The organism is Corallococcus sp. CA054B, assembly GCF_003611625.1.
GTDB classification, from domain to species: Bacteria; Myxococcota; Myxococcia; order Myxococcales; family Myxococcaceae; genus Corallococcus; species Corallococcus coralloides.
Map to the genome: position 1 here is coordinate 51,621 of NZ_RAVY01000026.1, position 15,308 is coordinate 66,928.

A 15,308-nucleotide genomic window follows, 5' to 3' on the forward strand; every position below is an offset into this window, starting at 1 on the left:
CCGGGCTCCCTCTCTCATCAACCCCGTGCCCCGCCTGAAGCGGGACGCGCGGTGACTAGAACTGCGCCTTCATGAACGCCTTGACGCGCATGTGGTCGAAGTTGCGCTCTTCCAGGCTGTTCCAGCCGCCGTTGCGGTTGGTGAAGCCGCGCGAACCCACCGCCACGTTGTGGTCGGCCGCGATGGTGTCGTCCGCGTACTGCACCACGTAGCCGTCACCGAAGTCAGGACGGAAGGTGCCGAACGCGTACTGGCCCTCCAGACCGAACTCAACGCCGGACAGGATGTAGCGCGCCTTGACCAGCACCTGGTTCTTGTTGTGCTTGCCGGACGCCATCTCGTGGTTGCCGTACGCTTGGAACGCCGTGTTGCCGTCCAGCAGGTCCGCGAAGAACTTGGAGTAGCTGGCGGACACGTACAGGTCATCCGTGAACTGGTAGCCCGCGCCGGCCGTGAACGTCGTGTAGTCCAGCAGGCGGTCGTCGTCCGCGATGTTGTCGAACGGCTTGAACTGGTAGCCCGTGTCGCCCTGGCTGTTCGTGATGACGTTCGGGTTGCGGTACAGGTCGGACGTGCTGTTGCCGGCGCTGTACTCGTTGATGAGCGTGTTGTCGCACGCCACGCCGCCGCCCGCGCAAGCACCCGACTGGAACGGCAGGAAGCGCGGGTCGTTCATGCGCTTGTCCGTCTCGTGGATGTACTTGAACTTGCCGAACACATCGATGCCCTTCAGCACGTCCACCACGTACCTGGCGCGCAGCGCGACCAGGTGCGTCTTCTTGTCCTGGAAGGGCTGGTAGGCCGTGCGGAAGTTGTGGCCCACGCCGGAGTCCAGCTCCGTGCCGGGGAACGGGCTGTCACCCAGCGCCTTGTCGGCGCTGCCGTACGCCTGCCAGTTGGTGTTGTAGGTGATGAAGGAATACTCACCGCCCACCTCCAGCGAGCCGTTCGTGTAGACCGGGTTCGCCGTCACGCCCTTCCAGCCGATGGCCGTCTCCGCCATGGGCTCGTCGAAGTCCGTGAAGTCGTTGTCCACGTTGAGCGTGGCGACCTGCTGGGCCTCGCTCGTCCAGCCGCCGTAGCCGATGCGGGTGGGGTTGCCCTTGTAGACGCCGTAGGATGCGTTGGACGGGCCGGGGAACGCGAAGCTGCCGTCGTGGCCCTCCGTGAGGAGCACGTCCGCCTCGCGGCGGCTGGCCATGACCGCCATGTACTCCGCGCCAATGCTGAACAGCTGCAGGTTCAGCGACAGGCCCACGTCCAGCGGGTCGTTGAGGGACGCGTTCAGCATGTACGTCTGGTCCGTGTGACGGCCGGCCAGCACCGGGCTGTAGCCGCCCACGCCGAAGCTCTTGGGCGACAGCACCGGGTCCGCGTTGGAGTACGACGTATACGCGGCGCCGCGCACGTCCAGCCACGAGCCCATGTGCAGGCCCGCCTTCAGACCGCCCACGCCGTTGCGGTAGCGCGGGGTCAGGTCGCGGCCGTCGTCCAGGTTCGTGTCCTCCGCGTTGATCTCCTGGTCGTTGGCGTACTGGAAGATGCCGCCCACGTCGAAGAGCTCGTTCGGGGTGACCTTCGCCTGGAAGCCGTACGCCGCGTCCCGCGCGTGGAAGGCGCCCGTGCTGAAGTTCGGGCCCGCCCACAAGCGCGGCAGCGAGATGCGCGCCGCGTCCCACGTGAGCTTCCGGTCGAAGTTGGAGCCCTGCAGCATGATGGCCGCCGCGTTGTCGCGGTCGATGTAACGGACGCGGCCGATGACGAACGGGTCGAACTGGCCCAGGTCCGTCGCGCCGATGAGCGCCGAGTCGATGAGGTAGCCCGGACGCAGCGTCACGGACAGGCCGCGCAGCTTGATGTACTGGTTGGAGCGCGGGTCGAACTCGCCGCAGTCGCCCGCGGTGCAGTTGGTCGCCGTGTTGCTGCCGCCAAAGCCGCCGAAGTTCGTCCAGAAGTTCTGGTTGAAGCGGCTGTGGATGCGGCCGTTGACCTCCACCTGCGGGGAGATCTTCGCGTTCAGCAGGAGCTCCAGCTCCGTGCCGATGCCGTTGTCGCCGTAGCCTTCACCGGGCACCGTGGTGAAGTTGTACAGCGCGCCCTGGTCGCGCTGCGTGCCCCAGAGGTACTTCGTATAGGTCGTGCCACCAATGGTGAGCTTGGGGCCGCTGTCCTGCGCCATGGCCGCCCCGGGAATGAGGCCGACCGCAACGGTGAGCGCACACGCTCCCCGCACCACGTTCTTGCGATTCTTCATGATGTCCGGAAAACCCTTCTCAGAAAGCTTTGAACCAGAGGGGGGTCATCCCCTCTCCCGGGCCGCCGCGGGGTCTCCACGGCAGCCCTCCCCGTGTTGCATCAAACCTTGAAACGGACTGTTTTGAACAGTCCGCCACCGGCTACTTCGTCGGCGTGGCCGTCGTCGGCGCCGGAGCGACCGTCGTTCCAGCGGGGGCGGCCGGCGTGGGCGCCGGAGCCGGGGCCGGAGCCGCGGGCGCCGCCTCGGGAGCCGGGGCCGGAGCCGCCGCCGCGCCACCCTGCGCCGCCGGGCGCTTCGGGCCGGAGACCATCTTCAGCGTGGCCTTCTTCGTGGCGGAGCCGTCACCCGCGCACTCGTACGCGAGCATGTCGTACTGAGCCTTGATTTCAGAGCTGTCGCCCTTGCCCTGACCCGCGAGCACGTCGATCACGTGCGGATCGCAGTTGAAGTCGGAGCCGCCGCCGAAGCGGTGCTGGCCCTCGTACTCGTTGACGCGGCGGGTGAGCAGGTCGTTGTCCGCGGGGAAGCCCTCGTTGGACTGCATCACGACCTGGTAGCCCCAGGTGGAGGGGTCACCGGCGCCCAGGTCGGAGTTCATGACCGTGGCGGTGATCTTGTTGCCGGAGGCGCGCACCTTGGTGGGCACCACGACGGCGCCCTTCATCGCGCCGGCCTTGTTGTTGGCCTCCGCGCGCACGCGCGACGAGCCCTGCGGCGAGATGATGATGACCTTGTCCCACGCGTCTTCCGGCGCGAAGGAGACGTTCAGGCCCGGGGGGCTGTCCGTGAAGCCGCTGCCGACCTTGTGGTCCGTGTCGATGAAGATGAAGACCTCCTGCACGGAGAAGCCGTCCGCCATCTTCCAGGGGTTCTCCAGCGACGCCTTCAGCTGGATCTCCACGTCCGTCTTGTTGCCGCCCTGGTCCAGCTTGAAGCCGGTCAGGTCGAACGAGCCCGGCTTGTACACGGGGTCCGTCGGGTAGGTGTACTTGCCGGGACCCTTGTCGTCGCCGGTGGGGTCCTTGAACTGCACCTTCTCGGCCAGGGCCGGCGCCGCGGACAGGGAAGCGGCCAGGGTGAGGACTGCGATGCGGGGGTTGATCATGGGGGTGCTTGCTCCTTGCAACGACAGACGAAAGGACTGCGAAGAAAGACCGCGGGACTAACCCTTCACGCCACCGGCGGTGAGCCCGGAGACGAGGTACTTCTGCAGGAAGAGGAAGAGGAACACGACGGGCACGGACACGATGATGGAGCCGGCCGCGAAGTAGCCCCACTGCTGGCTGAAGCCGCCCACGAAGAAGCGCAGGCCCACCGGCGCCGTGTACATGGCTTCCTGGTCCATGAACGTCGCCGCGAGGATGAACTCGTTCCACGCCGTCATGAAGCTGAACAGCGCCGTCACCGCCACCGCGGGCTTGGCCAGCGGCAGGATGATGCTCCAGAAGATGCGCCCCGGAGACGCGCCGTCCATCAGCGCCGCCTCCTCCAGGTCCTTGGGGATGGTGTCGAAGTAGCCCTTGAGCATCCACACGCTGAACGGGATGGACGTGGTGGCGTACACGATGATGAGGCCCAGCCGGCTGCTGCCCAGGCCCAGCCACTGCACCAGGATGATGTAGAGCGGAATGAGCATCAGCGTGCCCGGGAACATCTGGGACACGAGGAACGCCATCATGCCCGCGCGCTGGCCGGGGAACTTGAAGCGGCTGAAGGCATACGCCGCCGTGCACGCCATGAAGACGCCCAGCACCGTGGTGCCAATGGCCACGATGGCGCTGTTGAGCATCCACTTCGCGAACGGCTGATCCGCCATCACCGACGCGAAGTTGGAGACGCTGAAGGTCTCCGGCCAGGGCGTCACCGCGCGCAGCCGGTCCCAGAAGGTGGGGTTCTCCGGCAGCGTGGCGATGGCCAGGCTCTGCTTGCCGGAGAAGGCCAGGCTCACCACCCAGAGGATGGGATAGATGGTGAAGAGGGTGAAGGTCACCAGCACCATGTGCAGCGGCAGGTGGGGGATGCCCTCGCGACGTTCAGAGAAGAGCGCCATGGGATTTACGCGGCCTCCGTGGCGCGGCTCACGCGGTTCTGCACCATGCTGTAGAGCAGCAGGATGCCGAAGATGACGGTGGAGTACGCCGCCGCGTAGCCGTGGCGGTAGCGCTCGAAGGCGAACTTGTACGCCTGGGTGACCAGGATTTCGGTGGAGCCGCCCGGGTCGCCGCCCGTCACCAGGAAGATGATGTTGAACATGTTGAAGGTCCACACCACCGACAGGATGACCGCCGGCACCAGCGCGGGCTTCAGCGCGGGCAGCGTGATGGCGGTGAACTGCTGCCACCGGTTGGCGCCGTCCACGCGCGCCGCTTCGTAGAGTTCACCCGGGATGGACTGGAGCGCGCCCAGCGACACCACCATCATGAACGGGAAGGACAGCCAGCCGTTGGTGGCCAGCGCCGTGAAGAACGACGTGAGCGGCGAGTCGAACCACGCCAGGCCGTCCCCACCGAACATCCGGATGACGTGGTTCACCACGCCGAACTGCTGGTGGAACATGCCCTTCCAGATGAGCGCGGTGATGTAGTTGGGCATGGCCCACGGCAGGATGAGCAGCACGCGGTACACCGGCCGCATCTTCAGATTGGGCACGTTGAGCGCCAGCGCGAGCAGCAGGCCCACCGTCACGCCGATGGTCACGTTCGTGACCGTCCACACGATGGTGAAGAGCAGCGTGTAATAGAAGTTCAGGTAGTTGAAGACCCACGAACCGTCCGCCGCGGTCTTCGCGAAGCTGAAGTCGCCCAGGATGTCCACGTAGTTGCGGAAGCCCACCCACAACTCAGACAGCGGCTGGCTGCTGTTGTAGAGGTTGGCGTCCGTGAACGACAGCGTGATGCCGTAGGCGAAGGGGAAGAACACCAGCACCACCATGCCCACCATGGCGGGCAGGATGTATGCGTAGGCCTGCCGGAACTCGACCGCCGTGGCCACCGCCCGGTGCAGCGCGCCCAGGCCGATGAACAGCAGCACCGCCAGCCCCACCACGCCCAGCGCGCCCAGCGCCTTGCTCGCGTTGCCGCGCACCTGCGCGCCCGCCGCCGCGAGCCTGGCCTCATCCGGCGCGCCGGACTCCGTCAGCTTGCCCAGCGGGCGGCGCATGGCGTCCGCGTCCCACGCGCCGGGCTTCAGCGCCGGCTCCGCGTTGAGGTTGTTGGCGGCGATCAGCGCCTGGGCCTTCTCGCCGCGCGTGCGCAGCTCCGCGCTGACCGCGCCCTCCGTCTCGCGCAGCTCCGCGTCCAGCGCGCGCAGCGAATAGACGGTGTAGCCACCCAGGCCCGCCAGGAACAGCGCCGCCGCCACCGCCACGCGCACGCCCTGGCGCGACAGCGCGAACACCGCCGCCGCGCACGCCGCCAGGGGCAAGAGGAACGCCAGCAGCACCGGCGTCCAGGAAGGCGCTTCACCGTTCACCACCGCCGGGGTGAGGGACTCCACGGAGCCCACCACCTGCCCGTCCACCTCCACGGGCGCGGAGAGCAGCCGGCTCGCGCCGTTGTCGAGCAGCTCCGACTCCACCTCCGCCTTGCGCGCGCTGCCCTCCTCGCGGTTCGTCTCCACCGCGGTGCGCAGGCGCTGGCCGCGGTCGTACAGCGGCTTCTCCTCGCGCGACAGCCGGCGCGGCGCCGCCTTGTCCCCGGTGTCATTGGGGAAGGTGGACGCCTCCAGCTTGATGCCGCTGAAGGCGATGACGCGCACGGAGCTGCCCGGCACTCCCGGCCAGCCCTCCACCACGGCCTTCACGCCGTCGCCCGTGCCGCCCGCGCGCTGCACCAGGTCCGTCAGCCCCAGGAGGGCCACGGTGGCGGTGCGCTGCTCGCGCTCCGCCGCGCGCTCCTCGTTGGCGCGCTTGAGCAGGCCGTGCGCCAGGAACAGGGACACGCCCAGCGCCAGGGCGAGCCCCACCAGCACGCGCCCCCGGTAGCCGCCCGCACGGCCAGCAGGTCCCGAAGCCGAAGGGTCCGGCGCGGAATTGCCTTGGGCGGTGGGGACCGGCGTGGGGGCGCCGGCCGCGGAAGGGGGCTGCTGGGGGGCGTTCTGGCTCACTTCAGCTCCTTACTTCTTGCGCAGGCCGGCGACGTCCTTCGCCACGCTCTTCTGGGCCGCGTCCAACGCCGCCTTGGGGGTGGCGGTGTTCTTGAACACGGTGTTCATCGCGCTGGTGGCCGGGGTCCAGACCATGGACATCTCCGGCAGGTTGGGCATGGGCACCGCCACGTCCACCTGGTCCTTCATCGCCTTGAGCAGCGGATCCGCGGACACCTTCGCGTCCTGGTACACCGCCTGGTTCGCGGGGCTCTGGCGGCCCTCCAGGGCCAGCGTCTTGCCGGGGCCCGCGTCGGTGAGGAACTTCGCGAAGTCGTACGCCGCTTCCTTGTTCTTCGACGGGGCGGCCACGTACACGCCCTCCACCGTCATCCAGGGCTTCATCGGCGTGCCCTTGTTCTCATCCAGCGTGGGCAGCCGCGCCAGGCCGTACTCCACGTCCTTGGAGACCTCGCCCAGGAACCACGGGCCGGAGAACACCATCGCGGCCTTGCCCTCGTTGAAGAGGGAGGTGATGAGCGCGCTGGAGGGCTCCGCGGGGAGGATGCCGTCCTTGTTCTTCCACTTGAGGACCTGCTCCACCGACTTCACGTTGGCGGGCGAGTTCATCGTGGGGGCGTTCTTCGCGTCGAACACGCCGCCGCCGAAGCCGTTCATCACCGCCGCGTGGTAGTAGAAGTCGTTGTACGCGTAGGCCAGACCGAAGCGGCCCGCCTTCGCGTCGGTGAGCTTCTTGGCCATCGTCACCATCTCGCCGGACGTCTTGGGCGGCGTGGGGACCAGCTTCTTGTTGTAGATGAGCGTGATGACCTTGTAGTTCAGCGGCAGGCCGTACGCCGTCCCGCGGTAGGTCATCGCCTCCATCGTCGTGGGGATGAAGCGCTTCTTCGTCGCGTCATCCAGGAAGAAGTCGATGGGCTCCACCGTGTTGCCCGCTTCAATCCAGCCGCCCAGGCGGTCCTGCGCGAAGATGAAGAGGTCCGGGCCCTTGCCGCGCGGCACGGTGGCGCTGATTTTGTCCGCGTAGGCGTCGTAGGGCACCGCCAGCGTGGTGACCTTGACCTTGCCTTCGTTGGCCTTGTTGTACTCGGCGACCACCTTCTCCAGCGCGGCCTTCTCCTCCGCGCGGTAGGCGTGCCAGAGCACCAGCTCCGTGGCGGCGAAGGACGGGACGGGCAACAGGCCGACTGCGCACAGACAGAGGGCCGCGAGCAACGTTCGCAGGTGCGTCATTGGGAAAATCCTCCGGATAATCAAACGGAAAGCCGCAGCTCGGATTCAGCGTCGAAGAGGTGCAGGGACTCCAGCTCCACCGTCACGGGAAGGGCGGCGCCGGGCTCCGGGGTGGCCTGGGGCGGCAGGCGGAAGACCAGCGGGTTGTCCCCCAGGCGGGCGTGCACGATGAGCTCGTTGCCCAGGGGCTCCACCAGCTCCACGCGCGCCTCCGCGGGGGCGGACTCACCGCGCGCAACGGTACCCGCGGGCAGGACGTTGTCCGGGCGCAGGCCCACCTTCACCTTGCGGCCACCCTTGCCCGCCGTCGCCGCGCGCAGCTTCTGCGGCACGGGCAGCTTGAAGCCGTCACCCGTGAGCGACGCGCCGTCCGCGTCCAGCGTGGCGGTGAGCATGTTGATGGGCGGCGTGCCGATGAACTGCGCCACGAACACGTTGACCGGCTTCTCGTAGACCTCCAGCGGGGTGCCCAGCTGCTGGAGCTTGCCGTCCTTCATCACCGCGATGCGGTGGCCCATGGTCATCGCTTCGATCTGGTCGTGCGTGACGTAGACGGACGTGACCTGGAGCCGGTGCTGGAGCTTCTTGATCTCCGAGCGCATCTGCACGCGCAGCTTCGCGTCCAGGTTGGAGAGCGGCTCGTCGAAGAGGAACACCGCCGGCTTGCGCACGATGGCGCGGCCCAGGGCCACGCGCTGACGCTGGCCGCCGGACAGCGCCTTGGGCTTGCGGTCCAGGAGGTGCGTGATGCCCAGGATCTCCGCCGCCTCGTCCACCAGCTTGTCCATCTCCGGCTTGGGCGTCTTGCGGATCTTGAGGCCGAACTCCAGGTTCTGCCGCACGGACATGTGCGGGTAGAGCGCGTAGTTCTGGAACACCATGGAGACGTCCCGGTCCTTCGGCGGCAGCGCGTTCACCGCGCGCTCACCGATGGAGATGGTGCCTCCCGAGATCTCCTCCAGGCCGGCGATCATCCGGAGCGCCGTGGACTTGCCGCAACCGGACGGCCCCACGAGGACCATGAACTCATGGTCGCGGATATCGAGGTTGAGCCCCTCGATGACCGACACGTCCCCGTACCGCTTCGCCACGTCCTTGAACGACACGCCGGCCATCTAGGTTCTCCAGCAAGAGCCCCGCTCGCGCCGGTCACAACAGCACGTCCGGGTCAGGTTCTGCGCATGCACCGCCGGGTGCCTCACGGCACGCGTCCGAGGATGCGCGCGGACAGCGGCGGAAGCGCCAGGTCCAGCGTGGCGCCAGCCTTCGTCCGCCCTCCGTTCAGCAGATCCTCCACCTCGCCGACGCCCGTCCAACCTTCCGGCCACGGCACCGAAGCCGTGCCCTTCGTCTTGCCGCGGTTCACCGCCACCACCACCGTGTCGCCGGACGCTTCGTCGCGCCGCTGGAAGACATACACATCGCCTTCGGTGGAGAGCGGCGCGTGCGTGCCACGCGACAGGGCCGGGTGTGCGCGGCGGATGGCAATGAGGCGCTTGTAATACTCGCGCAATGCCTCGTCGCGTTTCTTTCCCGCGCCAGGCTTCACCGCCTGCTTGCCCCACGGCATGTCGCTGCGGTTCTGCGGCCAGTCACCGCCCGCGCGGCCCACTTCCTCGCCGTAGTAGATGACGGGGATGCCGGTCGTGGTGAGCTGCAGCGTGGCGGCCAGGCGGAAGAGGGGCACGTTGCCCTGCAGCTGGTGCAGCGCCCCGTCCACGTCGTGCGACGACAGGAAGTGCGACAGGTGGTGGCCCGGCGTCACCTTCGCGCGAGACTGGAGGTAGCGGTCGAACGCCACCGTGCGGCCACGGCCCTGGACGAAGCCCAGCGCGTTGCCCTGGAAGGCGAAGTCGAACCCGGCGTCCATCTCGTCCGTGGTGAAGTACGGCGCCAGCCCCTCCACGTCGCCGCCCCACAGCTCGCCCAGCAGGAAGAAGTCCGGAGAGATCTCCGCGCGCGTGCGGCGGCGGTGCTCCTTCCAGAAGTCGTGGGACACGTGCTTCACGGTGTCCAGCCGGAAGCCGTCCACGCCGGAGCGCTTCGCCCAGTCGATCTGCGCGTCCAGCAGGTACTTCGCCACCTCCGGGCGCTCCGTCTTGAAGTCCGGCAGGCCCGCCACGCACGACGTCAGGTCATCCGAACCACAGGTGCCCTTGTCTTCCGAGCGCAGCCAGTCCGGGTGGTCCTTCAGGTAGCGCGAGTTGTAGCCCGGGTGGTTGTAGACGACGTCCAGGAGCACGCGGATGCCGCGCGCGTGCGCCGCGTCCACCAGCGCCTTGAAGTCCTCTTCCGTGCCGAAGCGCGGATCCAACGCGTGGAAGTCGTCCGCCCAGTAGCCGTGGTAGCCCCAGTCCGGGAAGCCGGAGCCGGTGACGAAGCCCGGGATCTGCTTCAGGAGCGGCGTCACCCACAGCGCCGTCACGCCCAGCGACGACAGCTCCTCCAGCTTCGAGGTGAGCCCCTTCAGGTCGCCGCCGTGGAAGGTGCCCGGCGCCGTCACGTCGCCCTTCTCGTTGTTCGAGGGGTCGCCGTCCGCGAAGCGATCCACCACCACGAAGTACAGGACCTCATCCGCCCAGGGCCGCGCGGGCTCCTTCGGCGCCGGAGCCTGGGGAGCTTGGGGGGAAGCCGGAGCGGGCCGCGCGGGCGCGGCCTCCTTCACGGGTTCGGCGGCGGAAGCGGGCGCCGCCGGCGTGGCGGGCTGTGTCGCGGCGGACTCCGTCGCGGGCTTCGTCGGGGTGGGGGCCGTGGCGCACCCCGCCAGACACAGCGCGACAAGTCCCCGGAGCATCGGGAGCCACCGACCGCGGTGGGAGACTGCGTTCGGTTGTGGGCAGGGGAGGCTGGAGGACATCTGGGCGCGGCACTGTATCCAACAGTCTTGAAAGGGGTGAAGGGCAGTCGGAACAATCGGCTGATGGCGCAACGCGCCATGTCCCGGATGTCTTCCTCTGCACATCCGTGTGACGCATGGCGTGAGCGGACTCAACGGAGCGCGCGATTCCTGCCGCACCGCGTCCCGGTTGGATGCCCTTTCCCATCCGACGTCACGGGGTGGATGCCCAGGTCCCAATTCGGATCATCCAGGGGGTCGTGCAAACCTTGAGAGCAACCCAGGGGTCACCCGTGACAGGACCGGCTGGTACCGTGCCCGGGATTTCCCCCCCCCTGGAGGTTTCCCCTGAGAGTTCCATTCGCGGTTCCCCGCATAACGCGAGCGCTCGCGTTAAGCGGGCTCCTGGCCACGCTCGTGCCGCTGGCGGCGCTGGCGGCGCCCACGTCGGTGACTGTCATTGGCGATCTGCAGACGGGCGCCGGCTGTGCCGCCAACAACGACCCCACCTGCGCGCAGACCGCGCTGGCGTACGACACGGACGACGACAAGTGGCTGGGCACGTTCAACGTGCCGGCGGGCACCTGGCGCTTCAAGGTCGCGCTGGACGGGTCGCTGGCGCAGACGTACGGCGGCCCGGGCGGCGCGGACATCGTGCTGAACCAGGCCACGGCCGGCGCGGTGAAGTTCTACTTCGACGCGAACACGCTGTACGTGACGAGCAACCGCACCGGCACCATCGCCACGGTGGCGGGCAGCTTCCAGAGCGAGCTGAACTGTCCGGGCGACTGGCAGCCGGACTGCCTGCGCTCGATGATGCATGACCTGGACGGCGACGGCATCTACACCTTCACCACGAAGGCGCTGCCCGCGGGCAACTATGAGTGCAAGGTCGCGCTCAATGAGGACTGGAACCCTGTCGCCTACCCCGGCAGCAACGCGGCCTTCGCGGTGAAGGAGGACGGCGAGGAGATGATCTTCACCTTCGACTCCGGCGCGTCCAAGAAGGTGACCATCCGCTCCGCGAACGCTCCGGCTGGCGACCTGCTGCTGGCGCGGGCGCACTGGATTGCGCGCGACACCGTGGTGTGGACCCCGGAGGTCCCGGTGCCCGCTGGCACGGTGTTCAAGCTGCACACGGAGCCCACGGGCGGCATGACGCTGGCCAAGAACGGCGTGCAGGGCGGCACCGCGGTGACGCTGACCGAGGCTCCGGCGGGCCTCACCGCCGAGCAGGCGCTGCGCTTCCCCCACCTGGTGGGCCGCAAGGTGCTGAAGCTGGCCGAGGCGGACGTGGCCAACGCGGCCACGTGGCTCAAGGGCCAGGTGGCCGTGTCCGCGACGAACGCGGAGGGCGTGATGCTGGACGCCACCAGCGCGCAGTTCGCGGGCGTGCTGGACGACCTGGACACGTATGACGGGCCGCTGGGCGCGACGTTCGAGAACGGCATCCCCACGCTGCGCCTGTGGGCCCCCACGGCGAAGAGCGTGAACCTGCTGCTGTTCGCGGACGGCAGCCCCACGTCCACCTTCACCCGCGTGCCCATGACGGCCGGCGACAAGGGCGTCTGGAGCGTGACGGGCGACGCGTCGTGGAACCACCGCTTCTTCCTCTACGAGGTGGAGGTCTACGCCCGCAAGGAGGGCAAGGTCGTCACCAACCGCGTCACCGACCCGTACTCGGTGGCCCTCTCCACCAACAGCGAGCTGAGCCAGATTGTCGACCTGGCGGACCCCACGCTCGCGCCGCAGGGCTGGGGCACGCTGGCGAAGCCCGCGCTGGAGGCCCCGGAGGACATCGTCCTCTACGAGCTGCACGCGCGCGACTTCAGCATCAACGACCTGACGGTGCCGGAGAACGAGCGCGGCACGTTCAAGGCGTTCACCCGGGACTCGGACGGCATGAAGCACCTGACCCGGCTGGCGAAGGCGGGCCTCACGCACGTGCACCTGCTGCCGGTGTTCGACATCGCGACCATCAACGAGGACCGCGCGGCGCAGCAGCACCCCCAGGGCGACCTGGTGTCGCTGCCGCCGGACTCCGACCAGCAGCAGGCGGCGGTGAAGGCCGTGGCGGACCTGGACGGCTTCAACTGGGGCTATGACCCGTTCCACTACACGGTGCCGGAGGGCAGCTACTCCACCAACGCGCAGGGCACGACGCGCACGGTGGAGTTCCGGGAGATGGTGCAGTCGCTCAACCAGCACGGCCTGCGCGTGGTGATGGACGTGGTCTACAACCACACCAACTCCGCCGGGCAGGACGCCAAGAGCGTGCTGGACCGCATCGTCCCCGGCTACTACCACCGCCTCAGCGACGACGGGAACGTGGAGATGAGCACCTGCTGCCAGAACACCGCGTCGGAGAACGCGATGATGGAGAAGCTGCTCATCGACTCCGTGGTGACGTGGGCCAAGGCGTACAAGGTGGACGGCTTCCGCTTCGACCTGATGGGCCACCACCTGAAGTCGAACATGGTGAAGCTGCGCGCCACGCTGGACGGGCTCACCGTGGAGAAGGACGGCGTGGACGGCAAGGCCATCTACGTCTACGGCGAGGGCTGGGACTTCGGCGAGGTGCAGAACAACGCGCGCGGCACCAACGCCACGCAGGCCAACATGGCGGGCACGGGCATTGGCGCGTTCAACGACCGCCTGCGCGACGGTGCTCGCGGCGGTGGCCCCTTCAGCGGCCTGCAGGAGCAGGGCTTCATCACGGGCCTCCTGTCCGACCCGAACGGCATCGACCAGGGCACGGAGCCGAAGCTGAAGGAGAAGCTCCTGCGCTACAGCGATTGGATCCGCGTGGGCCTCGCCGGCAACCTGAAGGACTACTCGCTGGTGGACTACACCGGCGCGACCGTCACGGGCGAAGGCGTGGACTACAACAGCGCCAAGGCGGGCTACACGTTGGATCCGCAGGAGGTCATCAACTACGTCTCCGCGCACGACAACGAGACGCTGTTCGACGCGGTGCAGTTGAAGGCGCGGCGCGACCTGCCCATGGCGGAGCGCGTGCGCATGCAGAACCTGGGCATCTCGCTGGTGGCGCTGGGCCAGGGCATCCCGTTCTTCCACGCGGGCGACGAGCTCTTGCGCTCCAAGTCCCTGGACCGCAACAGCTACAACTCCGGCGACTGGTTCAACAAGGTGGACTGGACCTACCAGTCCAACAACTGGGGCGTGGGCCTGCCCCCGGCCGCGGACAACCAGGGCAACTGGGCACTCTTCGGGCCGCTGCTGGCGGACCCGGCGTTCAAGCCGGCGAACGCGGACATCCTCCGGGCGCGCGACCACTTCGAGGAGATGCTGACCATCCGCAAGAGCTCGCGGCTGTTCCGCCTGCGCACCGGTGACGAGGTGAAGCAGCTGGTGCGCTTCGAGAACACCGGTCCGGACCAGATTCCGGGCCTCATCGTGATGGCCATGCAGGACCACGGCACGAACGCGGAGGGCAAGCGCGCCATCGTGCTGTTCAACGGCACGGACGACGCGCAGACGTTCAAGGCGGACGGGTACAAGTCCCTGAAGCTCAAGCTGCACCCGGTGCTGCAGGCGTCCACGGACCCGGTGGTGCGCACGTCCGCGTACGACGCGGCCACGGGCGGCTTCACGGTGCCCGCGCGCAGCACCGCCGTGTTCGTCACCGACGACGCGGTGGTGGACCCGGATCCGGATCCGCAAGACCCGGGTGACCCGCAGGACCCGGACGAGTCCGACGGCTGCAACTGCCAGAGCACTGTGCCCGGTCCGCTGGGCGCCACCAGCCTGCTGATGCTCTGCGGCCTGGCGCTGAAGCTGCGCCGCCGCCGGGCTTGAGGCTGAAGGCTCCCGCTGGAAATGAAGCGGGCCCCGGAGGCGTCAAGGCGCGTCCGGGGCCCGTGGTGTTTCAGGAGGCAGCGAAGCTCAGGGGACGGTGAGGATCTCCGCGCCCGTGTCGGTGACGAGCAGGGTGTGCTCGAACTGGGCGCTGCGCATGCCGTCCGCGGTGACGACGGTCCAGTCGTCGTTCCACGTGCGGTGGTCCCAGTGGCCCTGGTTGATCATGGGCTCCACGGTGAAGATCATCCCGGGCTGCATGATGGTGGTGGCCTCCGCCTCGTAGTAGTGCGGAATCTGGAGCGCGGTGTGGAAGGTCTCACCGATGCCGTGGCCGCAGTAGGCGCGCACCACGCTGGTGCCGTTCTTCACGGCGTGGGCCTCCACCGCGCGGCCAATGTCGCTGATGGGCCGGCCCGGCTTCACCGCGGCGATGCCGAGGTCCAGGCACTCCTTCGCGACCTGGACCAGGCGCTGGTGCTGGGGCTCCACGTTGCCCACCAGGTACGTGGCCGAGCAGTCGCCGTGGACGCCATCCAGGTAGATGGTGATGTCCAGGTTGACGATGTCGCCGTCCTCCAGCGCGCGGCTGTCGGGGATGCCGTGGCAGATGACCTCGTTGACGGAGGTGCAGAGCGACTTGGGGAACTTGTGGTAGTTCAGCGTGCTGGGGTAGCCGCCGCGCTTGAGGTAGGCCTCGTGCGCGATGGCGTCCAGCTCATCCGTGGTGATGCCCACGCGCACGTGCTGCGCGGTCTCCACCAGCACCTGGGCGGCGGCCTGGCAGGCGCGGCGCATGCGGGCGATGACGTCCGGCGACTTCACGTCCGGCTCGTTGCGCGAGCGCGAGGGACGGCCGGCCACGGAGTCCGCGTAGTCAGGCCGTCCAATGGTGAGCGGCACCACGCGGCGGGGGCTGACGATGCCCGGGCGGATGCCCTTGCGGTTGGTGTCGCTGCCCTTGCGACGGGCCTCCACGGTGTCCGCGCCGCGGTGGCACTTCTTGTACTTGGAGCCACTGCCGCACCAGCAGGCATCATTGGGCCCGGGGAGGACGGC

9 protein-coding genes are annotated in these 15,308 nt (G+C 68.3%); 1 reads left to right on the top strand and 8 read right to left on the bottom strand.

Features of this window, described 5'->3' with window-relative positions:
* Positions 1 to 55 precede the first annotated feature (55 nt).
* The 7 genes from D7V80_RS09510 to D7V80_RS09540 form a co-directional block, all read right to left on the bottom strand.
* A complete protein-coding gene (locus tag D7V80_RS09510; RefSeq protein WP_120587850.1) occupies positions 56 to 2,254 on the bottom strand; it encodes a hypothetical protein in 2,199 nt (732 codons plus the stop codon).
* Between the two features lie 142 nt (positions 2,255 to 2,396).
* Positions 2,397 to 3,362, bottom strand: a complete 966-nt coding sequence (locus D7V80_RS09515) for a glucodextranase DOMON-like domain-containing protein (RefSeq protein ID WP_120587851.1) — start codon at positions 3,360 to 3,362, stop codon at positions 2,397 to 2,399.
* 57 nt (positions 3,363 to 3,419) lie between these two features.
* Complete coding sequence (locus D7V80_RS09520; RefSeq protein ID WP_014393174.1) at positions 3,420 to 4,307, bottom strand: sugar ABC transporter permease; 888 nt, start codon at positions 4,305 to 4,307, stop codon at positions 3,420 to 3,422.
* Positions 4,308 to 4,312: 5 nt separating this feature from the next.
* A complete protein-coding gene (locus D7V80_RS09525; RefSeq protein WP_120587852.1) occupies positions 4,313 to 6,361 on the bottom strand; it encodes a carbohydrate ABC transporter permease in 2,049 nt (682 codons plus the stop codon).
* A 9-nt stretch (positions 6,362 to 6,370) separates the two neighbouring features.
* Complete coding sequence (locus D7V80_RS09530) at positions 6,371 to 7,594, bottom strand: extracellular solute-binding protein (RefSeq protein ID WP_120587853.1); 1,224 nt, start codon at positions 7,592 to 7,594, stop codon at positions 6,371 to 6,373.
* A gap of 20 nt (positions 7,595 to 7,614) precedes the next feature.
* Positions 7,615 to 8,709 (bottom strand): ABC transporter ATP-binding protein, encoded by a 1,095-nt coding sequence (locus D7V80_RS09535; protein ID WP_120587854.1) that lies wholly within the window; start codon positions 8,707 to 8,709, stop codon positions 7,615 to 7,617.
* Between the two features lie 83 nt (positions 8,710 to 8,792).
* The gene (locus D7V80_RS09540) at positions 8,793 to 10,388 is read right to left on the bottom strand and encodes an alpha-amylase family glycosyl hydrolase (protein ID WP_199738466.1); all 1,596 of its coding nucleotides are present in this window, start codon (positions 10,386 to 10,388) and stop codon (positions 8,793 to 8,795) included.
* A 459-nt stretch (positions 10,389 to 10,847) separates the two neighbouring features.
* Here D7V80_RS09540 and pulA point away from each other — a divergent pair, with 459 nt between their 5' ends.
* Positions 10,848 to 14,249 carry a pullulanase-type alpha-1,6-glucosidase gene (gene pulA / locus D7V80_RS09545; RefSeq protein ID WP_233585233.1) on the top strand — a complete coding sequence of 1,134 codons (3,402 nt, stop codon included), beginning with the start codon at positions 10,848 to 10,850 and terminating at the stop codon, positions 14,247 to 14,249.
* An 87-nt stretch (positions 14,250 to 14,336) separates the two neighbouring features.
* On the opposite strand, the gene map is transcribed toward pulA, so the two are convergent.
* On the bottom strand, positions 14,337 to 15,308 hold a 972-nt coding region (gene map, locus D7V80_RS09550), incomplete at its 5' end, for a type I methionyl aminopeptidase (RefSeq protein ID WP_120587856.1).